At 36.3% G+C, this 25714-nt stretch carries 23 protein-coding genes; 16 read left to right on the forward strand and 7 right to left on the reverse strand.

The features are described 5' to 3' along the window. Positions 1-39: 39 nt before the first annotated feature. The 5 genes from IEV74_RS00845 to sspI form a co-directional block, all read right to left on the reverse strand. Positions 40-711 (reverse strand): ABC transporter ATP-binding protein, encoded by a 672-nt coding sequence (locus tag IEV74_RS00845; protein WP_188453454.1) that lies wholly within the window; start codon positions 709-711, stop codon positions 40-42. Beyond that, positions 704-1825 (reverse strand): ABC transporter permease, encoded by a 1122-nt coding sequence (locus IEV74_RS00850; protein WP_188453455.1) that lies wholly within the window; start codon positions 1823-1825, stop codon positions 704-706. The genes IEV74_RS00845 and IEV74_RS00850 overlap by 8 nt, the downstream gene beginning before the upstream one ends. Next, positions 1822-3042 (reverse strand): ABC transporter permease, encoded by a 1221-nt coding sequence (locus IEV74_RS00855; RefSeq protein WP_188453456.1) that lies wholly within the window; start codon positions 3040-3042, stop codon positions 1822-1824. Before IEV74_RS00855 ends, IEV74_RS00850 begins: the two co-directional genes overlap by 4 nt. 15 nt (positions 3043-3057) lie before the next feature. Further along, the gene (locus IEV74_RS00860) at positions 3058-4662 is read right to left on the reverse strand and encodes a DUF6583 family protein (RefSeq protein ID WP_188453457.1); all 1605 of its coding nucleotides are present in this window, start codon (positions 4660-4662) and stop codon (positions 3058-3060) included. Between the two features lie 337 nt (positions 4663-4999). Beyond that, a complete protein-coding gene (sspI, locus tag IEV74_RS00865) occupies positions 5000-5224 on the reverse strand; it encodes a small acid-soluble spore protein SspI (RefSeq protein WP_188453458.1) in 225 nt (74 codons plus the stop codon). Between the two features lie 100 nt (positions 5225-5324). Between sspI and IEV74_RS00870 the strand changes: the two genes are divergently transcribed. The 3 genes from IEV74_RS00870 (at position 5325) to pheT (ending at position 9865) form a co-directional block, all read left to right on the forward strand. Beyond that, on the forward strand, positions 5325-6062 hold the full coding sequence (locus tag IEV74_RS00870) for a TrmH family RNA methyltransferase (RefSeq protein ID WP_188453459.1): 738 nt from the start codon (positions 5325-5327) through the stop codon (positions 6060-6062). Between the two features lie 326 nt (positions 6063-6388). Then, positions 6389-7423, forward strand: a complete 1035-nt coding sequence (gene pheS / locus IEV74_RS00875; RefSeq protein ID WP_188453460.1) for a phenylalanine--tRNA ligase subunit alpha — start codon at positions 6389-6391, stop codon at positions 7421-7423. 15 nt (positions 7424-7438) lie between these two features. Then, entirely contained in the window at positions 7439-9865 is a 2427-nt protein-coding gene (gene pheT, locus IEV74_RS00880) for a phenylalanine--tRNA ligase subunit beta (protein ID WP_188453461.1), read from the forward strand. A gap of 143 nt (positions 9866-10008) precedes the next feature. On the opposite strand, the gene rnhC is transcribed toward pheT, so the two are convergent. Beyond that, complete coding sequence (gene rnhC, locus IEV74_RS00885; protein WP_188453462.1) at positions 10009-10938, reverse strand: ribonuclease HIII; 930 nt, start codon at positions 10936-10938, stop codon at positions 10009-10011. A gap of 279 nt (positions 10939-11217) precedes the next feature. Between rnhC and zapA the strand changes: the two genes are divergently transcribed. From zapA to uvrC, 12 genes are all read left to right on the forward strand, one after another. Continuing rightward, a complete protein-coding gene (gene zapA, locus IEV74_RS00890; RefSeq protein WP_188453463.1) occupies positions 11218-11481 on the forward strand; it encodes a cell division protein ZapA in 264 nt (87 codons plus the stop codon). A 3-nt stretch (positions 11482-11484) separates the two neighbouring features. Further along, positions 11485-12045: a CvpA family protein gene (locus IEV74_RS00895; RefSeq protein WP_188453464.1), complete on the forward strand. Its 561-nt coding sequence runs from the start codon at positions 11485-11487 to the stop codon at positions 12043-12045. Positions 12046-12159: 114 nt separating this feature from the next. Further along, positions 12160-13875, forward strand: coding sequence for a DNA polymerase/3'-5' exonuclease PolX (polX, locus tag IEV74_RS00900; protein WP_188453465.1), 1716 nt, complete (start codon positions 12160-12162; stop codon positions 13873-13875). A 34-nt stretch (positions 13876-13909) separates the two neighbouring features. Continuing rightward, on the forward strand, positions 13910-16252 hold the full coding sequence (locus tag IEV74_RS00905; RefSeq protein WP_188453466.1) for an endonuclease MutS2: 2343 nt from the start codon (positions 13910-13912) through the stop codon (positions 16250-16252). A gap of 34 nt (positions 16253-16286) precedes the next feature. Next, positions 16287-16694: a DUF350 domain-containing protein gene (locus IEV74_RS00910; protein WP_188453467.1), complete on the forward strand. Its 408-nt coding sequence runs from the start codon at positions 16287-16289 to the stop codon at positions 16692-16694. Between the two features lie 176 nt (positions 16695-16870). After that, on the forward strand, positions 16871-18568 hold the full coding sequence (locus IEV74_RS00915; protein ID WP_188453468.1) for an AMP-binding protein: 1698 nt from the start codon (positions 16871-16873) through the stop codon (positions 18566-18568). A gap of 124 nt (positions 18569-18692) precedes the next feature. Continuing rightward, on the forward strand, positions 18693-19277 hold the full coding sequence (gene fadR / locus IEV74_RS00920) for a fatty acid metabolism transcriptional regulator FadR (RefSeq protein ID WP_188453469.1): 585 nt from the start codon (positions 18693-18695) through the stop codon (positions 19275-19277). Positions 19278-19332: 55 nt separating this feature from the next. Continuing rightward, positions 19333-20106 (forward strand): enoyl-CoA hydratase, encoded by a 774-nt coding sequence (locus IEV74_RS00925; protein ID WP_188453470.1) that lies wholly within the window; start codon positions 19333-19335, stop codon positions 20104-20106. A gap of 34 nt (positions 20107-20140) precedes the next feature. Further along, complete coding sequence (locus IEV74_RS00930) at positions 20141-20914, forward strand: electron transfer flavoprotein subunit beta/FixA family protein (protein ID WP_188453471.1); 774 nt, start codon at positions 20141-20143, stop codon at positions 20912-20914. A 27-nt stretch (positions 20915-20941) separates the two neighbouring features. Next, entirely contained in the window at positions 20942-21910 is a 969-nt protein-coding gene (locus tag IEV74_RS00935) for an electron transfer flavoprotein subunit alpha/FixB family protein (RefSeq protein WP_188453472.1), read from the forward strand. 168 nt (positions 21911-22078) lie between these two features. Beyond that, positions 22079-22393 carry a thioredoxin gene (gene trxA / locus IEV74_RS00940; protein ID WP_188453473.1) on the forward strand — a complete coding sequence of 105 codons (315 nt, stop codon included), beginning with the start codon at positions 22079-22081 and terminating at the stop codon, positions 22391-22393. Positions 22394-22490: 97 nt separating this feature from the next. After that, positions 22491-24278, forward strand: a complete 1788-nt coding sequence (gene uvrC, locus IEV74_RS00945; protein WP_188453474.1) for an excinuclease ABC subunit UvrC — start codon at positions 22491-22493, stop codon at positions 24276-24278. 50 nt (positions 24279-24328) lie between these two features. Here uvrC and IEV74_RS00950 read toward each other — a convergent pair whose 3' ends face one another. After that, on the reverse strand, positions 24329-24766 hold the full coding sequence (locus IEV74_RS00950; protein ID WP_188453475.1) for a YslB family protein: 438 nt from the start codon (positions 24764-24766) through the stop codon (positions 24329-24331). Between the two features lie 326 nt (positions 24767-25092). Here IEV74_RS00950 and IEV74_RS00955 point away from each other — a divergent pair, with 326 nt between their 5' ends. After that, a complete protein-coding gene (locus tag IEV74_RS00955; RefSeq protein ID WP_188453476.1) occupies positions 25093-25710 on the forward strand; it encodes a succinate dehydrogenase cytochrome b558 subunit in 618 nt (205 codons plus the stop codon). The last annotated feature ends 4 nt before the right edge of the window (positions 25711-25714 follow it).

Genomic DNA, 25714 nt, shown 5'->3' on the forward strand with positions numbered 1-25714 from the left:
TTCACCTAGTTTTATTCTACCTGAAAACAGACTGCCTTTCTATAGTAATATCGGATTTTTTCCCGAATCCTGCAGTAACTTATAATAAAATGGATCTTTTCCTATGCAGAAGACACGGTCACATAGACTGATGATTTCATCCATGTCATGTGACGTATATAAAATCATCTTTCCATTATTTCTGGCCTGCTTATGTAAGTAATCGCCAATTTCTTTCCGGGATTTTAAATCTATTCCAACGGTTGGTTCGTCCAACAATAATAATAGTGGGTCATGTATAAGACTAATTGCTATATTTAATTTTCGCTTCATCCCGCCGGATAGTGTATGTACTGGTTCTTTCCATTTTTCAAGCTTCATATCTAGGCAAAGTTCCCTGAGCTGCTTGTTTGTTTTATTCTTCCATGATAGTTTTTCAAAAAAGATCATATTCTCTTCAACCGTAAATTCTTCCCATATTGCTATGTCTTGAGGCACAAATCCGATTTGTTTGCGAACATTTTTAGTGTTTCGCTGATAGTGCAAGTCATGTAATGTGATAGTTCCAGCTGATGGTCTGGACAGGGTTGCCAGAATGTTTAGCATAGTAGATTTTCCAGCACCGTTTTCACCTGTAAGTCCAACGATTTCACCTGGATTTACAGTAAAGGAGATATCTCTTAGAATATTACTTTTACGATAGTTTTTGGATAAGGATTCGATACTAAGCATTGATTTTCTCCTTTCTGACAAACGTTATTGCCAAAAATAATATAACGATGAATAACCAAGGATTCGTTATTTGTCCGGTAAGAAATGGGTGAATGGGATTCCAATTCTCTATCCATGCCCATTTTTCTGAAATTCCCATTGCGGGAAGAACTGCGCCACTTCCAATCGCAATTAGTAATGTAATAGCAAAAGAAAGTGTATAAAATAAGAAGGTTTGTTTAAAACTATTTGCCATTAAATACGCAGCAATTGTGATTAACATCCGGAATGACACTAAAGCCCATACATTAATACTTACATCAAACATCAGATTAAAGACAAGTAAGGTTAATAAATCAATAATAAATAATAGGCAGCTATATAGAAATATATTTCCTAGCATATAGTTTTTTATCGAGACCCTAAGAAATGGGAACCGTTTTATCACACTTGTCCGTTTTTCCTTAATAACCCAATCAAACAATAATAGTGTAGATAGTATACTTAAGACTGCCCAAAGTCCCCATATACTGATCAATTGTGGTTTCTTATGGGTATCAACAGGTGAGTCAGAAAATGAAAATGAAGTTTGCAGTAAATTTTCATCTTTTTGTATCTCTTTACTTTTTTCTGCAATTTGAGCCCGTGAATATTGTTTATTTGTATGATAATGTTCTGTAAGTTCTTGTATTACATTGGCTGCTTTTGATCTTCCTGTCTCCTGCTGAATATAAGATATAATCATCTCCTTGACAGGTGTATAAGCAAACGATAAATCAGACCTGTAGCTCGTAATTAGCTGATTTCGTTCCCCATCATGAATATCTTCCTCATACCCTTCCTTAATTATAAAAACACTATCCAGTTCGTGTTTTTTTAATTGATACAGAGCCTTATCCTCATCCAATTTAAATACCCGTATGAATGGTGTTTCTTTAATTTCCTGATATAGCTTCATTGCCGCATTCGTCTCTTCTTCTATTGTAATACCAACTGGAACCTTTGTATCATCCTGAATTACATCCGTTACTGATTTAATTCCTATCGCAACAATAAGTGGAAACAATAGCCAAAATAATAAAGGGATCCAATGTTTCCTCCAATGGATTAAACGTGTTTTTAGTATTCCTTTCATTTGAAAACACGCTCCTTCCATACAGAAATACCTAAAAGAACGAATAAGCTTGACAAAGCAATAAATAAGAGTGGCAAATAGTCAGCATAGAATCGTCCGTTTAATATAATTTCCTGCAGCCAATGTAAGGCAAGATTTCCGAAACTATACGGCAGAAGATTTTGTATATACAATGGGAAATATAATGTCGGTATGATTGCACCGCTTAATAGCAATACAAAACCAGTAAATATGGATTGAATTAATAATCGCAGCTTTTGTTCAATAAATAGAATTTCGAAAATGGCAATGATCTCAAGAAAAACGAAACTATATAATAACATAAGAGTTGCTATTCGCAGGTAATTTTCAGTATATAAGGTAATTTCCACAATTTCCTGTAAAGCAAAAAAGGCCAAAGTTGAAAACACAAGTGTAATTCCAACTGTTGTAATGATTTTCGCAAGTACTTGCTGAACCACTGTAACACCATATAAACGCATGCGGTCTTTCATGCGGGTTTCATTTTCTTTGGTCAAGAAGGTGTAAAAAACAAATAACCAAATCGTAATAACGATAAACCAGCTCGCTAAACCATAATAGTGGACAGGAGAGCTTGTGGCCAAATTTGCAACTGCTTCTTCATCGATTATTTTGTCTTTACCAATCGTGTAAACGACAAAATTTGTGAATTGCTCATATACCAAATCATTTCGTGTTTTAACATCCATTGGCAATTGTTTAGCAAAGTAATTTATTGTCAATATGTTTGCTTGAGCAGCTTGGATATGTCTAGCAACACTGTCTAAGAGCTCTTTTATTAGATAGCTCTCCATAGATTTATTAGGATTTCCGGTAATTTCAAGTGCTACAGACTCACCCTTATATAAGTCATCTGTAAAGTCTTTAGGAAAAGTTATGTACGCACTGAGCTTGTCCTTTATGTTCTTTTTTGCATCTTTATCAGATAGTTTTTTAATGTGAATATAATTACCAAGCTGTGATGATTCCTCGATTAGTTTTACAACGAGTTTTGTTTCTTCGGATTGATCCAAATCTACCAACCCAACTTGAATGGGCTCCTCTTCATCAGGTGAAAGAAACGAAATAGCAATAACTGCAGCAAGTGCCACAATAATAATTGGAAAAAGTAAAAGAAGAGGAAGTGTTAGCCACTTCCTCTGCAGTTTCTTACAATCATTTCGGATAAATAGAAATAAATGTTTTATGAAAGTCATTTTAACACTTCCTTGTTAAAACCCAAAGCCGCCGCTTGTTCCCAATAATCCCATTAACCATTGCTGGAATTGTGGTGTAGCCTCTGTTTCTGCATATTGCATTATCTCGTTCATTGACATGCTTCCAAGATTTTTAACATTTGATTCATTTGGAACATCCACTTTCTTAATTGTCTTTGCATCTTTTGCTACATGCAGATTAAATATATCCTGTGAGAAGTTTGATGCTTCTATAGAGAACATACTGTCTGAATTCATTTGATCATTGTCGTAAGACGCCTCGCCAGACCATGTAAGGCTTCCTGAGTTAACTTGATCAGTGAAAGAAAATACTCGTTCAAATTCACGATTATTATCTTCTAATGTTTCGGTACTTTCGTATGAAAGTTCAACATCTCCTGCTGTTAGTTTAATAGAGTCATCTGCCTTATTGTCTTTCCATGTAAGGTCACCAGCTATGGTCATTGTTTCTTTATTAACAGCATCACCAACACCAATCCCAAATTCATAGTCGAACATTTGCTCTGAATCGCTTAATAAATGTGTACCATTCACTGTGATCGTGGCAAGTTCATCCTTCGTCGGTCCCATGCTTATACTAAAGTCACGTTTTACAATCAGATCGTTGTTCACCCATATGATTGAAGTCAACCCATGTGGAATTTGAAAATCTTCTAATCCCTTTATTGCATCATCTATTGAGCTATCAAACTCTTCTATCATTTGTTCGGTATCCAAAGCCATTTGATTTCCTATAATAGCGGCTGGCATCCCAAACTGCTGCAATTCCATTTGTTCCTTAATAATTTCTTTAAGCCGTTTATCGTCTTTCATCTTTTCTAAAATAGCCGTAATAAGATCTTTTACCTGCTGTTCGGAGAGATGAAATGTAATTTTTTCAGTTTTCACGTTTTCAGTATCGACTTTTACTGTTTCTTTTGTTGTTTCAAATGCATCATCGGGAAGCTTATCATAGATCATTGTTATATATTCTTCTTTGAAATATGCTTGATCCTCTTCAGATATAGTACCTTCCATTGCCTCAAAGACGCTATTAAAGTCTATTTCTTCCTCGCCGCTAAATGTTGCCGGATCAATTTCTTTTAATAACTTCCCTAAATCTTTGTCGTTAATTTGAAGTGTTTCTTTAAGAAATGGCAGTCCAAGCATAACTTTATCAGCAGTCATGAAAAAGCTGATATCACCTAATTCCATCTCGCCGAAGCTTGCTTTGATATCAGAAGCAATTTGCTTTTCTTTTTTGTCCATTTGAGTAGTCAAAGTGATAGTTGAATTATTAATTATTTCCTGCGGGCTTATCATGCCGTATCCACTGCCTGGTATATTTGCCTCTGCAGATAGCTCTAATGCTGTTTCAGTAGGATTATCTTCTGTGTGTTCCAGCCAATTAACCTCTGGCTCATAGCGTTCCTTGACCTTGTCCACCATAAAATCAATGGTGTTTTTCTCCGCCTTGAAGTATTGAGTCTTTGCAGAACCTGTTAATAGTACATATGCAGATACACTCCCACCAATGACTGCCAACACTATAATGATGATAGCAAATACTTTTTTGGAGATTCCTTTCTTTTTTACTCCTCCGTTAAACTTCCCAGTCATATTAACTTTTTCCCCTCTCTCTAATAAACCTTATAACTATATGTATTATTAAGATTCTGTCTTAATAACAATCAACTACCTGAAATTAATATATATCACGCTTGAAAAAATAGTCAAATGGTGCTATGACATCATTTAAAATAACTAATTCATATTACCTTATTATATCTTGAAACCAAGATAAAAGAATAGTGCTTTTTATTCTTTTAAATGGTAAAAAATTGAATAAAGGTAAGCTGTATGATTAATAATGTGGGGAAATAAACGAAATAACAGGACTAAATAATTATTTTCAAAAAAAGATAGATGCTCACTTTAGGCATCTATCCTCTTGCATTTATTCTGCTGCTGAGGCTTGTTTTACTCCTTGTTCTAATGCATTAATCATATCTTGTTTATCCTGTTCATCGGACTGTTTCCAAATTAATTCGAATAAAACTCCTAGGCCAGGCAGCATTTTCTCTTCACCATTTTGGATAGCATCAACAATCGTTGCTTCCAACTGTTCTTGATCGTTTGTGGCAATATTTGTTAATATGGCTTTTCTTAAATTTAAATCCAATTATTTCACCCCTTATGTTTTATAAACTATCGTTAGTTTGACCGACGGCAGATGAAATATGTATGATTAGATCAGATATAATTATTAAGGATGCGATAGAATGATAATCTCCGTTCAAAATGAAAAGGTAAAGTCTTGGAACAAATTAAAGAAGAAAAAGGACCGCATGCATTCAAAAACTTTTTTAATTGAAGGTTTCCATTTAATTGAAGAAGTACATACGAGCAATTGGACTATTAATGAAATTATTTTACAAGAAAATATAGATGCACCTGAATATAGTAAAATTTATCCTGTTACGATTGTAAGTGCAAATGTTTTTAAAAACATTTCAAATACAAAGTCGCCTCAGGGAATTGCAGCAATTGTTCAAGTGAATCAAATGGAATGGAAAGACTTTCAAAATGTCTTACTTGTCGATGCATTACAAGACCCTGGTAATTTAGGGACAATCATACGGACTGCAGTGGCAGCTGGATTTGACGCTGTTATTTTAGGAGAAAATACGGTCGATATGTATAATGACAAAGTAATCCGTTCTACACAGGGAACTTTATTTCATATTCCAGTCTTTCAAGAAGATCTATTGAAAAAAATTCCTGAATTGAAACGTGATGGTTTTACAATATGTGCATCTGCATTGAAGAATGCAACATTTTTTCAAGAAGCAAATACAGAAGGAAAAATCGCATTGATTGTTGGAAATGAAGGTGCAGGGATTAATAATAAAATTCTGGAGATGGCAGATACAGTTGTAAAAATTCCGATTAAAGGTAAAGCGGAATCGTTAAACGTCAGTGTTGCTGCCGGAATTTTAATGTACCATTTTTCAAGGTAAGTGTTGCATCCTTTGCATATTTTATCTATAATAAAAGAAATTTGAATGAATTTGCAATGAAAGAGCGGATTGACAGTAATAAAAGCGGTTAAGGGAGGAAGTGCCCCAGACTGTAAGCATTTCTATCGCCATAATTGTTAATCTTTCACTCTGGAGCTGACACTTGGACCTTCAAAAAAAGTAAGTAAAGGTGTTCCGGATCTTGTCCGTTATCAAGCTTAAGTTGGGCACAGCAGTATTGTGTCAACAAGGGTGGTACCGCGAATTTTAAGCCTCGTCCCTTTCTGGGATTAGGCTTTTTTGTATTTTAATAAGGAGGGTTTACCATGAAAGAGCAGTTGGAAGCAATTCAGACAGAAGCATTAGAACGTATTGCTGAAACGAATGAAATGAAAGAGCTTCAAGCAATCCGCGTCACATATTTAGGGAAAAAGGGATCACTTACAGGTGTCTTAAGAGGTATGGGTAAGCTGTCTAAGGAAGAACGTCCCGTAATAGGAGAAATTGCAAACCGTGTCAGGGAATCTATAACGGATGCGATTGATCGAAAGAACGAAACACTTGCACAACAAGCATTAGAGAAACAGCTGGAAAAAGAAGCAATCGATGTTACACTTCCAGGACGCCCTGTACAACTGGGGGGACCTCATCTCCTGACAACTATAGTTGAAGAAATTGAAGATTTGTTTATTGGCATGGGTTTTGAGGTTAGAGAGGGACCTGAAGTTGAAACAGATTATTATAACTTTGAGGCATTAAATTTACCAAAAGATCACCCAGCACGGGATATGCAGGATTCGTTTTACATTACAAACGAACTGTTGCTAAGAACACATACATCACCGGTACAGGCGCGGACAATGCGGGAGTATGAAGGGTCGAAGCCAGTAAAAATGATATGTCCCGGCAAGGTTTATCGCCGTGATACTGACGATGCAACTCATTCACATCAATTTACTCAAATCGAGGGTCTATATGTAGATAAAGACGTTCGAATGAGTGATTTAAAGGGTATTCTAGACGTGTTCGCCAAGAAAATGTTTGGATATGATCGGGAAATCCGTTTACGCCCGAGCTTTTTCCCATTTACTGAACCATCAGTTGAAATGGACATTTCATGTAAAGTATGTAACGGAGAAGGATGCTCCGTTTGTAAGGGGACAGGCTGGATTGAAATTTTGGGTGCTGGTATGGTACATCCTAAAGTGCTGGAAATGGCAGGGTATGATGCAAATGTTTATACTGGATTTGCTTTTGGAATGGGACCAGACCGAATTGCGATGCTAAAATATGGTGTTGATGATATTCGCCAATTTTACACAAATGATCGACGGTTCTTAACACAATATCATAATGCATAAGGAGTGAATACAAGCGTGCTAGTATCATTAAATTGGTTAAAAAATTATGTTGATATAGGAACGATTACACCGGATCAGCTTGCTGAGAAAATTACAAAAAGCGGTATTGAGGTAGAAGGAATTGAATATGTAGCAGAAACAAGCAAAAGCGTTGTTGTTGGGTATGTGAAAGAATGTGAAAAACATCCAAATGCCGACAAACTAAACTTGTGTCAGGTAGATGTTGGCGATGAGGTATTGCAAATTATTTGCGGTGCACCGAATATAAGTCAAGGGCAAAAGGTTGCTGTAGCTAAACCAGGAGCGGTACTTCCCGGTAACTTTAAAATTAAAAAGGTAAAACTGCGCGGTATAGAGTCAAATGGAATGATTTGCTCACTGCAGGAATTAGGAATTCAAGAAAAATATGTACCTAAGGATATTGCTGATGGAATATTTGTTTTTCCGGATAATGCAACCGTTGGTGAGGATGTTACTTCATTATTGAATCTGGACGATGCTGTTTTGGAATTAGGGCTGACCCCAAACCGTTCCGATTGTTTAAGTTACCTTGGGGTAGCATATGAGGTTGCTGCAATTTTAGATAAACCAATTCAATTACCAAAGGAAAAGGTTACAGCGAGTGATGAAGATGCACATGATTTTATTTCTGTAAATGTGGCTAACCAAAAGTTGAATCCATACTATGGTGCATTCGTTATTAAAAATGTTCAAGTCAAACCTTCACCATTGTGGATGCGAAATTACCTAATCGCAGCCGGGATTCGTCCGATCAATAATGTTGTGGATATTACAAATTATGTATTGCTGGAATATGGTCAGCCATTACATGCATTTGACTATGATCGTTTACAATCGAAAGAAATTGTTGTACGTTGTGCCGAAGCAAATGAAACGATTGTAACACTGGATGATCAGGAACGTAAATTATCACATGAGCATTTAGTTATTACAAATGGTCAGGAGCCAGTAGCCATCGCAGGAGTGATGGGGGGTGCTAATACAGAAGTAAATGAACATACAACTACGATTTTATTAGAGGCAGCATACTTTAATCCATCTACAGTAAGAAAAGCCGTTAAAGATACTGGTTTGAGGAGTGAATCAAGCACACGATTTGAAAAAGGTGTTGATCCAAACCGTGTTAACCGCGCTGGCGTTAGAGCTTGTCAGCTGTTTGAGCAATATGCTAATGGAACGGTTTTAAGTAATGCGGTTGTTTTTGACGAATTAGACCGGACGGAGAAAGAAGTAACAATTAATACTTTGGAAATCAATAAACGACTGGGCACTATGATTACTACTGAAGAAATTGGTCAGATCTTGACTAAGTTACGTTTTCAATATGAACAAATTGATGATGAATTTAAAGTGAAGATTCCGACCAGGCGTGGCGATATTACTATTTTTGAAGATATGCTAGAGGAAGTTGCTCGGATATATGGATATGATAATTTACCATATACATTACCGAATGGGGCATCACAGGCAGGGGCATTAACTGAACGCCAACAATTAAAACGGCAAGTGAAAAACTATATGCAAGGCGCTGGGTTAATGGAAACAATCACCTATTCTTTAACGCGTCAAGATTATGTTACGAAATTAATAAGTCCTGAAATTAATAATCGTAACCCTGTACCCGTCCCGTTAGCAATGCCAATGAGCGAGGATCATAAATATTTACGTTTAAGTCTTTTGCCTGAATTGCTGCACACTGTTGCTTATAATCGTGCTAGAAACCAAACTAATATAGCCTACTACGAACTGGGTTCTATCTTTATTTCGACTGAAAATAAACTAACGAAACAGCCTGATGAACAATTACGACTGTCGGGTGTGCTTTCGGGCCAATGGATTGAACACGAGTGGCAGCAGGAAAAGAAAGCTGTTGACTTTTTTGTAGTGAAAGGTATCATAGAAGGCATATTTAAATTTTTGGAAATACCGATTACGTTTGAACAAACAAAATTAACAGATATGCATCCTGGGAGATGTGCAACAGTTTTAATCGATAATCAAGCAGTTGGATTTATCGGCCAGATTCATCCGAAACTAGAAAAAAAATTGGATTTAAATGAAACGTATGTGTTTGATATTAATTTGGAAACCGTGTTAGAAGTATTTAAAAATGTTCCAAATTATAATCAGATACCAAAACACCCATCAACAACAAGAGATATCGCTTTTGTGCTAAATAAAACTACTCTTGCGGGTGATGTGAAAAAGGTTATTGAGGAAACAGGTGCACCCCTAGTAAAAGATATTCAAATCTTTGATGTTTATTTGGGTGAACACTTACCTGAGGATAAAAAATCAATTGCTTACAGGCTGCTTTATCAGGACGCTGAAAGAACGTTGACAGATGATGAAGTTGAAGAATCGTATCAAAGCATCATTACGGCTGTTAATGAGAAATTTAACGCTTATGTTCGATCATAAATAAAAGGAATAACGAAGGTGGCGTTTTCCATCCTCGTTATTCCTTTTTTCTGTGAACCGATTTGTAACGATGCGGGCGGTGACTTCCTGATAGTCCAAATCTTTTTTATCCGGCGATGTTAAAGCTAGTAGACCCAGAAAGACTATAAGTATTTTTCAGCTTTTGTTGTATTAATAAAATGTGTTTTTGCACATCTATTCAGGATGTTCTTACCTTTTTTGCTTATTATTTTGGCGATTGTTTTGTCAACCTGAATGGAAGCACCTTTTGGCAATGTTAGGCCTAGGTTACAAGATAACTCGTCCATTTCATTTAAAAAGCTTGCTCGGGCAATAATTGATGCACAAGCTACGGCTATTGAATAGCTTTCCGCTTTTGTCATGAAATAAGTGTTTTTTGCAATTTTTGCATTTTCACTAGCGATATATTTGTTATACAATACTGGTTCACAAAATTGATCAATTAAAATACCTTGTAATGGAGATGTACCGATCTTCTTTAGAACGTTATTGATCGTATGGTGATGCAGCATTGCTTTCATTTTTCCCTGAGACCAGCCACGCGTCTTTAAAGTATTGTATTTTTCATTTCGTAAAACTAGAAGTGAATATGTAATGTTAAAGTTAAGAATTTCTTTTGACAACCTACGTATAGTGGTGTCCGATAGATTTTTGGAATCCTGTACACCAATATGTTTAAGTGTTTTTATTTGTTCTTTCTTAACATATACACAGGCAACAGTTACCGGTCCAAAATAATCTCCAGTTCCAGCTTCATCTGAACCAGCATGCGAATCGTTAAACAATGCATGAGGCGGTGTAAATGAATGTACTGTTTTTAAGGGTGGTTTTGAAGTAGCTTGTGCAGCACTGTCTGATACCCATTTATTCGCTTCTGCAGCTGGTGCTTTTCCTTGAAAAAGTACCTTTCCAGATTTGTATGCAGTTATCACTGCATTTGGTGTTTTCGCTCTGAATATGGCTCCCTTTGGTGTGTTTGTTACTGAATCTGCATAATGACGCTGCATTTTTTCGATGGTTTCTGATGGTATTACATGAACACTTTGTGGCATATTAATCACTCCAATCAATCACATATATACACTATAGCAAAGGATTCATCATTTATCCCGTATTAACAGGCAGTAATATCTCAAGTTTAAGATTTGAGGTGATACAAAAAGATAAGCAGGGGATTACTGCCCAAAAATCCTGTTCTTTCAAACTAACAATCAGTGGGCGGAAAACTCCCAGCTGATTGAAATATCAATTATAAAAGGTTATTCTTTAGTTTCCTAAATGGCGTCTTCATGTTAATATAAAGTGAACCATTTTATTAAGGGGGTAACCGTGTGACCCAGGAAGATAAAACACGAATAACGGTCGATATACATAATAAATCTTATACAATAGTCGGAACTGAACCCGCCCATCATGTAAGGTTAGTAGCCAGTTTAGTTGATCAAAAAATGCATGAAATTCAAGAGATGAATAAAAATTTAGACACGACTAAATTAGCTGTTTTAACAGCTGTTAATTCAATGAATGATTATTTGAAATTAAAAGAAGAATACGCAAAACTGCTTGGCTCAATAAATAAGAAAGAGGATAAATAAAGTATGGTTGATATTATTTTAGTGCTTCTGCTGATTTTTGGCTTTTTAATTGGTTTAAAACGTGGTTTCATATTACAGGTTTTTCATTTGATAGGGTTTGTAGCGGCTTTTATAGTTGCCGCAATGTACTATGATGAACTAGCATCCAAGCTTGCTCTTTGGATTCCCTATCCGGAATTGTCAAATGACAGTTCATGGGCAGACTTTCTGCAGTCACTGCCCCTTGAAAATGCTTTTTACAATGCCATCGCATTTGCGATAATCTTTTTTGCTGTAAAAATCATTTTACAAATTATTGCCTCCATGCTTGATTTTGTTGCAGAATTACCGATATTGCATTCTGTGAATAAAATCCTTGGTGCTGTGTTAGGGTTTATAGAAGTATACCTATTGATTTTTATTATTTTATATATTTTAGCTTTGACACCCCTATCAGGCGTCCAATCTTGGATTAATGATTCTTCTGTTGCATTGTTTATGATTGAACATACTCCAATATTCTCTGAACAAATTAAAGATCTATGGTTTACACATATAGAAAGTTTGTTTGATTTCAATAAATAAATTTTTCAATAGGCTGATTCAATATAATAGGATATGCATTTGTATCTCATGTACAATAAGTATATCCTAACTTGGATCAGTCTCTTTTGGTATTAAGATAAGTAGGTGAAATCAATGATAAATAAAAAAGATGTATTGAAGCTGCTTGAAAAGATTGCTCTTTATTTGGAACTAAAAGGAGAAAACCCTTTTAAAATTTCTGCATATAGAAAGGCATCACAGGCCCTTGAACGAGATGATCGGTCATTAGATGAGATTGATGACTTTACAAAAATAAAAGGAATTGGCAAAGGTACAAGTGCGGTTATTCAGGAATATATAAAAAATGGCACATCAGAAACATACAATCAATTAGAAAAAGAGGTTCCTAAAGGGTTAATACCGCTGCTTAATCTACCAGGTCTTGGTGGAAAAAAGCTAGCAAAATTATATCAAGAGCTTGGAGTTATAGATGCCGATTCACTTAAAAAAGCTTGTGAAAATGGCAATGTCGAAAGCCTTGCTGGTTTTGGGAAAAAGTCTGCTGAGAAAATTTTAAAGGCATTAGAAGAAGCTGATAAAAGACCTGAACGATTACCGATTGCAATCATGCTCCCAATTGCTGAGCAAATTGAAGAATATTTAAAGGAAATCCCTTCAATCGAAGCGTATTCTCGTGCAGGCAGTTTACGAAGAATGCGTGAAACAATAAAAGATCTGGATTTTATTATTGCTGCTTCGAAGGCTACGGAGGTTCGCGATGCACTGCTTGAAATGGACAACATTAAATCTGTCATTGCCAGTGGTGAAACAAAGGTTTCAGTTACATTAGAAGATATTTATGATATTAATATTGATTTTCGTATAGTTGAACCAAGAGAATTTGCCTCGACCCTCCATCATTTTACTGGTTCAAAAGAGCATAATGTTGCCATGAGGCAGCTAGCGAAATCCCGTGGGGAAAAAATTAATGAATATGGAATAGAATTAGAGGATACAGGAGAAATAATAACATTTGCCAGTGAAACACAATTTTTTGAACATTTCGGCTTACCATATATTCCGCCAGAGGTTAGAGAAAACACTGGTGAGATCGAGTCGTTTTCAAATAAAACTGATTTAGTGGAAATGAACGATATTCGTAGTGATCTGCATATGCACACAACCTGGAGTGATGGTGGACAATCACTAGAAGAAATGGTCAATCAAGCACGCAATAAAGGGTATGAATATATTACGATTACTGACCATTCGAAATATTTACGAGTTGCAAATGGATTAGATGAAACAAGACTCAGAAAACAGCGGGAAGAAATAGAAAAATTAAACGAAAAATTTAATGATATTCATATTTTTGCTGGAGTAGAAATGGACATTTTACCTGATGGCACGTTGGATTTCGACAATCAATTTTTAAGGGAAATGGATTTTGTTATTGGTGCAATCCATTCAAGCTTCAGTCAGCCAAAAGATAAAATTATGTCACGAATATATGCTGCTTTGGAATGTCCATATGTGTCACTTATCGCTCACCCAACCGGCAGACTGATTGGAAGGCGCAAAGGGTATGCTATCGATAATGAAAAATTAATTGAACGCGCAAATGAAACGGGTACAGCATTGGAAATTAATGCAAATCCCAATCGACTCGATTTATCTTCAGAGTGGGTTAGGATTGCTCAGGATAACGGGGTAAAAATTGCCATTAACACGGATGCACATAATTATCAAATGCTGGATCACATGGAATATGGTGTCGGAGTGGCCAGGCGGGGCTGGCTGCAAAAAGAAAATGTATTAAATACATGGTCAAAAGAGAAACTTCTGGCCTTTGTTAACCGTAAAAGATAATAGACAATGTAAGCAATTAAAGGGGTAAGTATGTATGAACGATCGTATTTTACGTGTACTTGAATTTAATAAAATACTTGAACAATTAACAAATTTTGCTGCAACAACATTGGGGAAGGATTTAACGTCAAGATTAAAACCCTCTACCGACTTAGCGGAAGTCGAGATTCTGCATAGAGAAACTGATGAAGCAGCACAAATTTTACGATTAAATGAAGCAATTCCGCTTGGCGGTATTTTTGATATCAGAGCAAGTATTAAACGTAGTGTTATCGGAGGCGTTTTAAGTACGGAGGAGTGCTTAGATGTAGCAAACACAATATATGGCGGGAGACAGGTTAAAGACTTTATTGAGAAACAGGAAGAAATTTTACCAATTTTAATTGAACTTGTGCAGCGTATCACTCCGTTGCGTAATTTAGAAACAAAGATAAAAAGCTGTATAGACGACCATGGTCATGTAATGGATAGTGCATCCGCAAAACTGCGTAGTATCAGATCGTCTATCCGTACATTTGAGAGTCGGGTTCGTGATAAACTGGATAATTATACGAAATCAAGCAGCAACATGCTTTCTGATGCCATTATTACTATTCGAAATGATCGTTATGTGCTTCCTGTAAAACAGGAATATCGAGGATCAATCGGCGGTATCGTTCACGATCAATCTGCATCTGGTGCAACATTATTTATGGAGCCAAAAGCAGTTGTTGACCTTAACAATCAGCTGCAGGAAGCAAGGGGGAAAGAAAAACAGGAAATTAATCGTATTTTAGAAGAATTAACGGAACATATTGCTGAATCAGAAGTATATTTGATGGAAAATGTGATGGTATTGGGACAAATTGATTTTATGTTTGCTCGTGCAAAATTAGGGAAAAGCATGAAAGCAGCAATGCCTAAAATGAATGATAATGGACTAATCAAAATGAACCAGGCACGGCATCCGTTAATACCAATGAAAGAAGTCGTAGCAAATGATGTGGAACTTGGTGAGACCTTTACATCGATTGTAATAACAGGTCCGAATACTGGCGGTAAAACTGTAACACTGAAAATGATCGGTTTGTGCACATTAATGGCTCAATCAGGTTTGCAAATTCCGGCACTTGACGGGTGTGAAATGGCTGTATTTGAAAATGTGTTTGCGGATATTGGTGATGAACAATCAATCGAGCAAAATTTAAGTACATTTTCTTCACATATGACAAATATCGTAAACATTATTAAACAAGTTGATAATAGGTCTTTGGTTTTATTTGATGAGCTCGGTGCGGGAACAGATCCACAGGAAGGGGCAGCACTTGCGATAGCAATTCTTGATGAAGTGATTGCAAGAAATGCTAGGGTAATTGCTACGACCCACTATCCTGAGCTAAAGGCATATGGCTATAATCGTGAAAATGTTATTAACGCATCTGTTGAGTTTGATGTAGAAACGTTACAGCCTACTTATCGATTGCTGATTGGAATTCCTGGAAGAAGTAATGCATTTGAAATTTCTAAACGATTGGGATTGAATGAATCCATAATCGATCAAGCAAAAGGTCATATTGGTGTAGATTCAAAAAGTGTTGAAAATATGATTGCTTCTTTAGAGTATTCTCAAATACAGGCAGAAAAGGAGTATCAACAAGCACACCAAAATTTATTGGAAAGTGAAAAATTACAAGGGGATTTAAAAAGAGAATGGCATCAATTTGATCAGAAACGTGAAGAACTATACAGAAAAGCTGAAACGAAAGCAGAAAAAGCATTACAAAAAGCAAGGGAAGAGGCAGAATTAATTATTGATGAAATTCGTAATATGAAATCAGCTGCATCGGTAAAAGAGCATGAATGGATTGAAGCCAAAAAAATGTTAGAAGAGGCAAAGCCGAATCTTTCTGCAAAACAACAGAAAAAGCAACGTAATGATAAATCGTCATCAAAAGAATTGCAAGAAGGAGATGAGATTAAATTAATTACGGTTAATCAAAATGGTACGGTTCTTGAGAAAGTTAGCGATAATGAGTACCTTGTTCAAATAGGTATTATGAAAGTTAAAGTAAAACGAAGTGATTTGCAGGCAATTGGCAAGCAAAAACAAGTAATGGATAAACCATTAGCGACTGTAAAAGGTTCCAACTATCATGTTAGTACAGAGCTTGATTTGCGCGGAGAACGTTTTGAAGATGCGTTAATCAAATTGGAAAAATATCTGGACGATGCAATGCTTGCCGGTTATCCAAAAGTATCGGTTATTCATGGTAAAGGTACTGGAGCATTACGAACTGGTGTAAAAGAATTTGCCAAGAAACATCCCGGAATATCCGCGTTTCGTACTGGAACGATGGGTGAAGGTGGAAGTGGTGTTACCATATTAGAGTTGAAGTAAGCATCAGTATTTAAGGGAATGGGGTGTTCAGAACGTGAGTAGTTTTTGGGAAAATATATTTGTTGAAACGGCAGCAAGGTATAGTGTAGTTATACTGTGCACGATTGTTTTTCTAGCTGTGTTCGAACTTGTTACGTCCTACAAAAACTGGGATCAGATAAAGAAAGGGAATTTTGCTGTAGCGATGGCGACCGGAGGGAAGTTATTTGGCATCGCTACAATATTCCGCTACTCAATTGAGCATAATGATACATTGATTCAAAGCATTGGATGGGGTGTTTTTGGATTTGTTTTACTATTGCTTGGTTATTTTATTTTTGAATTCTTGACTCCTACCATAAAAGTTGATGAAGAGATTGGCAGAGGGAATAATGCGGTGGGATTTATTTCCATGCTGATTTCGGTTGGATTGGCATTTATAATTGGGGCAAGTATAGGGTAAGGAGAGAAATAATTGGAGACATTGGCAAAGGTATTAATTGTAGTTGCAATTATTTTTGTAATAGTTGGCGTATTTTATTTGATGTAAAGTATAGTTGAAATAAGTGATATAAAATTTCAAAAAATATAAATTAATCGGTATAATGGAAATAAACTAGTAAAAAGGGAGGAAAAATAATGGGGAACGAAAAACGCTGGCATACGCATTATCCAGATGAAATACCGACTAGTATTATGTACGATGAGAAACCGCTTCATGCCTTTCTTGAGGAAAGTGCTAAGCGCTACCCGGAAAAGAAAGCGCTTTATTTTATGGGTAAAGAAATTTCTTTTTCTGAAGTATACAGGCAAGCTAGGAAGATGGCAGGCTATTTGCAATCAATAGGCTTGCAAAAGGGAGATCGTGTGGCTATAATGCTGCCAAACTGTCCGCAAGCTGTAATTAGTTATTATGGGGCTTTAATGGCGGGTGCAACTGTAGTACAAACAAATCCTTTGTACAAGGAGCGAGAACTTGAATATCAGCTTAATGATTCTGCTGCTGAAATTATTATCTGTTTGGATATATTATTGCCGCGGGTTACAAATGTAAGAGGTAATACATCATTGAGGCACACAATCGTAACAGGAATTAAAGATTATTTACCATTTCCTAAAAATCTTGTTTATCCATTTATCCAAAAAAAACAGTATAATATGGTAGTCCGGGCTGAACAAACGGATGATACACATGTATGGAACAGAATTATGGAAAACGCATCAGATTCATATAAGAAAATAGAAGTTTTTCCAAAAGAAGATTTAGCACTGCTTCAATATACAGGTGGAACGACAGGTTTTCCAAAGGGAGTAATGTTAACCCATTATAACCTTGTTTCAAATGTTCAAATGTGTCAAGCATGGCTGTATAAATCAAAAGTAGGCAAGGAGACTGTATTAGGTGTATTACCTTTCTTCCATGTATATGGAATGACGACGGTGATGAATATGTCCATAATGAATGCCTCCAAGATGATACTGTTACCGAAGTTTGACCCCGGGGAGGTATTAAAAACGATACAAAAACAACGTCCGACCTTATTCCCCGGTGCACCAACGATTTATGTGGGGTTATTAAATCACCCTGACCTTAATAAATATGACCTATCATCCATTGAGGCATGTATTAGCGGATCAGCGCCATTACCTATTGAAGTTCAAGAGCAATTTGAGCTCGTAACGAAAGGGAAATTAGTAGAAGGATACGGACTAACCGAATCCTCTCCAGTTACACATTCCAATTTTGTCTGGACAAATCGTGTAAATGGAAGTATTGGTGTACCATGGCCAGATACAGATTCTAAAATTTTCCGGATGGATACCTTAGAGGAAGCGGATATAGATGAGGTAGGGGAGGTCGCGGTTAAAGGTCCGCAAGTTATGAGAGGTTACTGGAATAACCAAGAAGAAACGGATAAAGTGTTAAGGGATGGATGGCTGTTAACAGGTGATCTGGGATACATGAATGAAAGTGGCTACTTTTATATTGTTGATCGCAAAAAAGATATGATTATTGCTGGCGGTTATAATATTTATCCGAGAGAGGTAGAGGAAGTGCTCTATGAACATGAAGGTGTGCAGGAAGCTGTTGTTGCTGGTGTACCTGATGCATATCGGGGTGAAACCGTTAAGGCATATATTGTACTTAAATCCGGCTATAAGCTAGATGAAGGGGAATTAAATAAATATTGCCGGAAACATCTTGCAGCATATAAAGTACCTCGATTATATGAATTTAGAGATGAATTACCAAAAACAGCTGTTGGTAAAATTCTGCGCAGACAGTTAGTCAATGAAGAAAAAGATAGGCTTCAGGAAAACTCTACCACTATTTGAGCGACAAGCTCACTTTTTTGTACAAAATATGGACGGGCAATATTGACACGATTAATTTGAATCGATAAAATATACTTATGAATGATTATTCATTCAGTTTGCTGCAGAAAGTAAGGAGATCAATATGAAAAAAAATAAGCCAAAGTATAAACAAATAATTGAGGCTGCTGTTGAGGTTATTGCTGAAAATGGATACCATGCATCACAGGTTTCCAAGATTGCTAAAAAGGCCGGAGTAGCGGATGGAACGATATATTTATATTTCGCAAACAAAGAAGATATTCTTGTTTCGTTGTTTGAAGAAAAAATGGGCCAATTTATTGAAAAAATTACGAACAGTATTAACCAAAAACAAAGCGTCAGCGAAAAATTACTTACATTAATTGAAATGCATTTTCGTCAGCTGGCTGAGAACCATCATTTGGCTATAGTAACGCAGATAGAGCTGAGACAATCAAATAAAGATTTACGTTTAAAGATAAATAAAGTTCTGAAGCCTTACCTAGCTACTATTGACCTCATTATTAATGAGGGTGTGGAGGAAAAGATTTTCCGTAATGATCTAAATCTTCCACTTGTACGACAGATGATTTTTGGAACTCTGGATGAAATAGTGACAAACTGGGTGATGAAAGAGCAAAAATATGATCTAGTCAAGCAAGCTCCGGGAGTGCATGCATTAATCATAAACGGCCTTTCCGTTAAATAAGAAGAATGCAAATCAATACAAACTTCTGTTATTATATAAAAGAGGAGGGTTACAGATGGGGACAATAGCATACGAATCAGCGAATAATGTGGCAATATTAACAATAAAGAGTCCGCCGGCAAATGCATTATCCAGTACGTTGCTTGAGGATATTGCAACCAAACTTGATGAAATTGAGAAAGATGGAACAATAAAAGCGATAATATTAAAAGGTGAAGGCAAGTTTTTCTCAGCAGGTGCGGACATCAAGGAATTTACTTCGTTTCAAAAGGCATCTGATTATGAGTCATTATCACGTGATGGCCAACTATTGTTTGATCGAATTGAAAACTTTTCAATTCCTGTTATAGCTGCTATTCACGGTGCGGTATTAGGTGGTGGCTTAGAGTTAGCAATGGCCTGTCATATCCGTATAGTAACTGAAAATACGAAAATGGGGCTTCCTGAACTTTCGCTAGGGATTATTCCCGGCTTTGCAGGTACTCAGCGATTACCACAATATGTAGGTACTGCAAAAGCATATGAAATGATTTTATCCGGTGAGCCAATAAGCGGAAAAGAGGCTTGTCAATTAGGGCTGGCTAATCAAGCTGTTGCAGAGGATGCTGTTTTTACAGAAGCTATGAAACTAGCAGAAAAGATTGCTTCCAAAAGCAAACCGGCAATTAACCGTATAATGAAATTAATTCCGTATGCGAAAGTGGAAGCCTTTTCAGAAGGTTCTAAGGCGGAAGCAAAGGCATTTGGAGAAATCTTTGGTTCAGAGGATGCTAAGGAAGGTGTACAAGCGTTTCTTGAAAAACGCAAACCTAACTTCCAAGATAAATAGAATATAATGGATTTGACTTAAAGGAGGATATCTCATGAATATTTATGTATTGTTAAAAAAGACATTTGATACAGAAGAAAAAATTGCTGTAACAAACGGTCAAATTGAAGATGATGGTGCTGAATTCATTATTAACCCATATGATGAGTATGCAGTAGAAGAAGCAATCGTACAACGCGATGAACACGGTGGTGAAGTTACCGTTGTTACTGTTGGGGATGAAGATTCCGAGAAACAATTGCGTACTGCCTTAGCAATGGGTGCAGATAAAGCTGTTTTAATTAATACGGAAGATGATCTTGACGAAGGTGATCAGTACACAACAGCAAAAATTTTAGAAGCTTATTTTGAGGATAAAGACGCAGATTTAATTTTAGCAGGTAATGTAGCAATTGATGAAGCTAGTGGTCAAGTAGGGCCAAGACTTGCGGAACTCCTGGGTATACCTTATGTGACGACAATTACCGGTTTAAAAATTGATGGAGAAACAGTGAGCATTGATAAAGATGTTGAAGGTGATGTAGAGAAGGTTGAGACTAGTCTTCCAGTACTAGTTACATGTCAGCAAGGATTGAACGACCCAAGATACCCATCACTTCCAGGTATCATGAAAGCGAAGAAAAAGCCATTGGAAGAATTAGAAATTGATGATTTGGATTTAGATGAAGATGAATTAGAACCAAAAACAAAAACAGTTGATATATTCTTACCACCAGAAAAAGAAGCAGGTAAGGTACTTGAAGGTGAACTGCAAGACCAAGTTCAGGAATTGGTATCACTATTAAAGAATGAAGCAAAGGTACTTTAAACCCGATCACAGAAAGGAGAATCTGATATGAGCAAACTACTAGTAATTGGCGAAACAAGAGATGGTTCGTTGCGAAATGTTACGTTTGAAGCAATTGCAGCAGCAAAAAAAATAGATTCTGATGGAGAAGTTGTAGGTGTTTTATGCGGTAATGGTGAATTAGAATCACAAGCAAACGAAATGGTGTATTACGGTGCGGACCGTGTTATCGCTATTAAACATGATAATTTGAAAACGTATACATCAGAAGGTTTTGGTCAAGCGATTATGGCCGTTATTAATGACGAATCGCCAGCTGCTATTGTAATGGGGCACACTGCAATAGGGAAAGATCTAACGCCCAAAATTGCAAGTAAGTTAGAGGCTGGTTTAATTTCCGATGCAACTGATATTGAAGTTGACGGCGACAAGGTTGTATTTACTAGACCAATTTACTCTGGGAAAGCATTCGAAAAGAAAATCATTACAAGCGATATTACGTTTGTGACAGTACGACCTAATAATATCACTGCATTTGATCGTGATGAATCACGTACTGGAGAAATTTCTTCCAAAGATGTTGAGGTTACTGATATTAGAACGGTAATAAAGGATGTTATCAGAAAAGTATCTGAAGGTGTCGATCTATCAGAAGCGAAAGTAATTGTTGCCGGTGGTCGAGGTGTGAAAAGTGAGGATGGATTTAAACCATTACAGGAGCTTGCAGACTTATTAGGCGGTGCAGTTGGAGCATCACGAGGGGCATGTGACGCAGAATACTGTGATTATTCCCTGCAAATTGGTCAAACTGGTAAGGTTGTTACACCGGATCTTTACATAGCGTGCGGAATTTCCGGTGCTATACAGCATTTGGCCGGGATGTCAAATTCAAAAGTCATCGTTGCGATTAATAAGGATCCTGAAGCAAATATATTTAACGTTGCTGATTATGGTATTGTTGGGGACTTATTTGAAGTTGTACCGATGCTGATTGAAGAAATTAAGAAAATAAAATAAGGCAGTTATTTAGGTGGATTGTCTGATCAAACAGTTGATCAGGCTTTTTACCGTTTAGAACCAATGAATGGTTACATAGAATATGCATAAGCAAACTATTAGCAAGGATATACTAATCGATGATATACTCATGAAAAGAGTTAAAGCAACACTTGAGGAGGAAATAGTATGGCTATTGTAAATGTTACAGATCAGAATTTTTCTAAAGAAACTGCTGAGGGTTTAGTATTGGCTGATTTCTGGGCACCATGGTGTGGGCCATGTAAAATGATTGCACCGGTTTTAGAAGAAATTGATGGCGAAATGGAAGAAAAAGTTCAAATAGTTAAGCTTGATGTAGACGAAAACCAAGAAACAGCGGGTAAATTTGGTGTAATGAGTATTCCGACTCTATTACTATTCAAAGATGGAAACGTCGTTGACCAGGTTATCGGTTTTCAGCCAAAAGAGGCACTTGTTGAACTAATTAACAAACATGCCTAAAGATAGTATAATTGTATAATGTACAAAGAGCAGATCCCTTGTTGCCTTATGTGACAAGGGATTATCTTTTACTTATAGGTAAAAAGGACTGAACTATATGAATCAAACGATTAAAGAAAAATTAGCCGTTCTTCCCGCACAGCCAGGCTGCTATTTAATGAAAGATAAGCATGGGACAATAATTTATGTAGGAAAATCGAAATTGTTAAAAAATAGGGTGCGATCTTATTTTACCGGTGCAAACGATAGAAAAACTCAGCGTTTGGTTCAGGAGATAGTGGATTTTGAATACATTGTTACCTCAACTGAAATTGAAGCACTTATTTTAGAAATGAATTTGATTAAGAAATACGATCCTAAATATAATGTTATGCTGAAAGATGATAAATCATACCCCTACTTGAAAATAACTGCTGAAAGACATCCACGACTACTTATTACTCGAAAGGTTAAAAAAGACAGGGGAAAGTACTTTGGACCATATCCGAACGTGATTGCAGCAAGGGAGACAAAAAAACTTCTTGATCGCATGTATCCATTGAGAAAATGCAATAATCCACCTGGACGCGTCTGTCTTTATTATCATCTGGGCCAGTGTCTAGCTTGCAGTGAAACTCCAGCATCTGAAGAAACGTATAAAAATATTGTACAAAATATTACCTCCTTTCTAAATGGCGGTCATAAAGAAATTAAAAATGAGTTAAAACAAAAAATGCTGGATGCAAGCGAAAGATTAGATTTTGAACGTGCAAAAGAATTGCGTGATCAAATTCAGCATATTGAGTCTACAATGGAACAGCAAAAAATGACGCTTAATGATCAAGTAAACAGGGATATATTTGGATACAGCTACGATAAGGGCTGGATGTGCGTTCAAGTGTTTTTTGTAAGACAAGGAAAATTAATCGAAAGGGATGTATCCATTTTTCCGTTTTTTGATGAACCAAAGGAAACTTTTATAAGCTTTATCGGAAGGTTTTATTTACATCAACATCATCCAAAACCAAAGCAAGCATTAGTACCTGTAGGGGTGGATACCGATTTATTAGAAGAACTTTTAGAAATAAATGTTCATGTCCCATTTCGAGGCCGTAAAAAGGAATTAGTGAAGTTAGCAATGGAAAATGCAGCAATTGCCTTGAACGAGAAATTCTCTTTAATTGAACGTGACGAGGAAAGAACCTTTAAAGCGGTAGAACGATTAGGGGACAAATTAAATATTGAAATGCCGCATCGGATTGAAGCGTTCGATAATTCAAATATCCAGGGAACAGATCCCGTTTCGGCTATGGTAGTATTTGTCGATGGACGGCCTAACAAGAAAGATTACCGGAAATATAAAATTAAGGATGTACAGGGACCTGATGATTATGAAACAATGCGGGAGGTTATCAGGCGTCGTTATACACGTGTTTTGAAGGAACAATTGCCTTTACCGGATTTAATTATTGTTGATGGTGGTAAAGGTCAAATGAGCGCCGCACTGGACGTGCTGGAGAATGAATTAGGTTTAGATATTCCTTTGTGTGGATTGGCAAAAGATGATAAACATAAAACAAGTGAATTGTTATATGGCTTTCCACCTGAAATGGTACCATTGTCCAGGAAATCACAGGAATTCTATCTTGTACAGCGTATTCAGGATGAGGTGCACAGATTTGCTATTACGTTCCATCGGCAATTACGGGGGAAGAGCTTGTTTCGATCTGAATTGGATAAAATACCTGGAGTTGGGGAAAAGCGCAGAAGGTTGTTACTGACTCATTTTAAATCCATTGAAGAAATTAGAAATGCCTCATTATTAAATATAACAAAGCTGGGTATACCACAGAACGTCGCACAAATTATTATAGATTATTTAAATTCGGAAAAAAGTAAAAAGTAATGTTCTTTAACCTATTGAAGAACATTACTTTTATTTATAAATGCGTTTTACTATGCAGTATATACTACAGTAAACTCAACCTGGAGAATTTTATTATTAACTTCTTCCATGCATTCACAGGATTCATCCTTAATAAGTTGCATGGATTCAGCCAGAAAACCTGCTTCCATTCTGAACTCTGATTCAAATGGTGCGTTTAGACGATTGGCAACTGAATCAGCCATTAAATGAAAGATTTGTTCTTTTCTTTTTTTCTTAATTAATTCCAGCTTGCCCCACCCTAATTTTTCAAAAGTAAAATATATGTCTTCAATCGTCTGTATATCTAGTTTTCTAGCTAGATTTCTGCCCATAAAATATAAAAGTGTTTTTGCTTCAGTACCCAACAATTCAGGGAGACTATAATAACGCAGTAAATCATAACCAGCACCGGGATTTTGCAGTTTGTCGAGTAAAGTCAGGGGGACTGCTGCTTGATTTTTTGACATAGATGTCATCCTTTCTAACAGAACCAATTCAACGAAAAACGATAAATTAATTTTAATAGATTGCTAGTATTATTATCTATATAAATGGTAAGTTGTGCAAGCATGCTCTATCAATTTAAGGACAAAATATGTCAATTGTCTCATATCTTAAATTTGTCGAGTCCTTTTCTTGACGCTTATAGTGGTTAGAAGTACAATAAAATGTGTCACAAATTGTACATTTTTAGGCAGTAAAGGGAAATACCTATAATGAAGCAATCTTTATTGTTTAGAAACCCGTGCAAATCACAAAATAACATTACATAATCTGAGGGGGGTAACACTTAATGGAACATCGCGAATTTGGGTATCGCAGGCTACACTCGCTGTTAGGAGTAATTCCGATTGGGGTCTTTTTAATTCAGCACTTGATCATAAATCACTTTGCAGTTTATGGTGAAGAAAGCTTTAATAATGCGGCTGGGTTTGTAGAAAGCCTTCCATTCCTAATTGTATTGGAAGTTGTAATAATTTATCTTCCGATTTTATACCATGCAATTTTAGGTGTATACATTGTATTTGTAACGAAGAATAATCCTAACAACTATGGTTATTTTCGAAACTGGATGTTTTATTTGCAGCGTGTGACAGGAATCATCACGTTAATTTTCATTGCTTGGCACGTATGGGAAACACGTATACAAATAGGGCTAGGTAATGAAGAGCTGAACTATGGATTAATGGAAAGTATTTTGTCAAGTCCGGTAATGTTCTGGTTCTATATCGTGGGTGTTATATCTACTACATTCCACTTTGCAAATGGGTTATGGAGCTTTTTAGTATCATGGGGAATTACACAGTCACCAAGATCTCAAAAAGTAGCTACATATGTAACGTTAATCGTATTTTTAGCACTTAGCTATATTGGTGTAAGAGCATTAATTACATTTGCTTACGGAATTTAATATT

It is taken from the genome of Virgibacillus oceani (assembly GCF_014638995.1).
In the GTDB taxonomy this organism is placed as follows: domain Bacteria; phylum Bacillota; class Bacilli; order Bacillales; family Amphibacillaceae; genus Virgibacillus_E; species Virgibacillus_E oceani.

Bases quoted from the DNA above. Each gene is read 5' to 3' on its own strand.
- IEV74_RS00915 (WP_188453468.1), top strand. From the start codon at position 16,871: ATGGGGAACGAAAAACGCTGGCATACGCATTATCCAGATGAAATACCG.
- IEV74_RS00950 (WP_188453475.1), bottom strand. From the start codon at position 24,766: ATGTCAAAAAATCAAGCAGCAGTCCCCCTGACTTTACTCGACAAACTG.
- IEV74_RS00905 (WP_188453466.1), top strand. From the start codon at position 13,910: ATGAACGATCGTATTTTACGTGTACTTGAATTTAATAAAATACTTGAA.
- polX (WP_188453465.1), top strand. From the start codon at position 12,160: ATGATAAATAAAAAAGATGTATTGAAGCTGCTTGAAAAGATTGCTCTT.
- pheS (WP_188453460.1), top strand. From the start codon at position 6,389: ATGAAAGAGCAGTTGGAAGCAATTCAGACAGAAGCATTAGAACGTATT.
- IEV74_RS00925 (WP_188453470.1), top strand. From the start codon at position 19,333: ATGGGGACAATAGCATACGAATCAGCGAATAATGTGGCAATATTAACA.
- IEV74_RS00955 (WP_188453476.1), top strand. From the start codon at position 25,093: ATGGAACATCGCGAATTTGGGTATCGCAGGCTACACTCGCTGTTAGGA.
- IEV74_RS00870 (WP_188453459.1), top strand. From the start codon at position 5,325: ATGATAATCTCCGTTCAAAATGAAAAGGTAAAGTCTTGGAACAAATTA.
- IEV74_RS00855 (WP_188453456.1), bottom strand. From the start codon at position 3,042: ATGACTTTCATAAAACATTTATTTCTATTTATCCGAAATGATTGTAAG.
- rnhC (WP_188453462.1), bottom strand. From the start codon at position 10,938: ATGCCACAAAGTGTTCATGTAATACCATCAGAAACCATCGAAAAAATG.
- fadR (WP_188453469.1), top strand. From the start codon at position 18,693: ATGAAAAAAAATAAGCCAAAGTATAAACAAATAATTGAGGCTGCTGTT.
- IEV74_RS00935 (WP_188453472.1), top strand. From the start codon at position 20,942: ATGAGCAAACTACTAGTAATTGGCGAAACAAGAGATGGTTCGTTGCGA.
- trxA (WP_188453473.1), top strand. From the start codon at position 22,079: ATGGCTATTGTAAATGTTACAGATCAGAATTTTTCTAAAGAAACTGCT.
- IEV74_RS00895 (WP_188453464.1), top strand. From the start codon at position 11,485: ATGGTTGATATTATTTTAGTGCTTCTGCTGATTTTTGGCTTTTTAATT.
- IEV74_RS00860 (WP_188453457.1), bottom strand. From the start codon at position 4,662: ATGACTGGGAAGTTTAACGGAGGAGTAAAAAAGAAAGGAATCTCCAAA.
- IEV74_RS00845 (WP_188453454.1), bottom strand. From the start codon at position 711: ATGCTTAGTATCGAATCCTTATCCAAAAACTATCGTAAAAGTAATATT.
- IEV74_RS00850 (WP_188453455.1), bottom strand. From the start codon at position 1,825: ATGAAAGGAATACTAAAAACACGTTTAATCCATTGGAGGAAACATTGG.
- uvrC (WP_188453474.1), top strand. From the start codon at position 22,491: ATGAATCAAACGATTAAAGAAAAATTAGCCGTTCTTCCCGCACAGCCA.
- IEV74_RS00930 (WP_188453471.1), top strand. From the start codon at position 20,141: ATGAATATTTATGTATTGTTAAAAAAGACATTTGATACAGAAGAAAAA.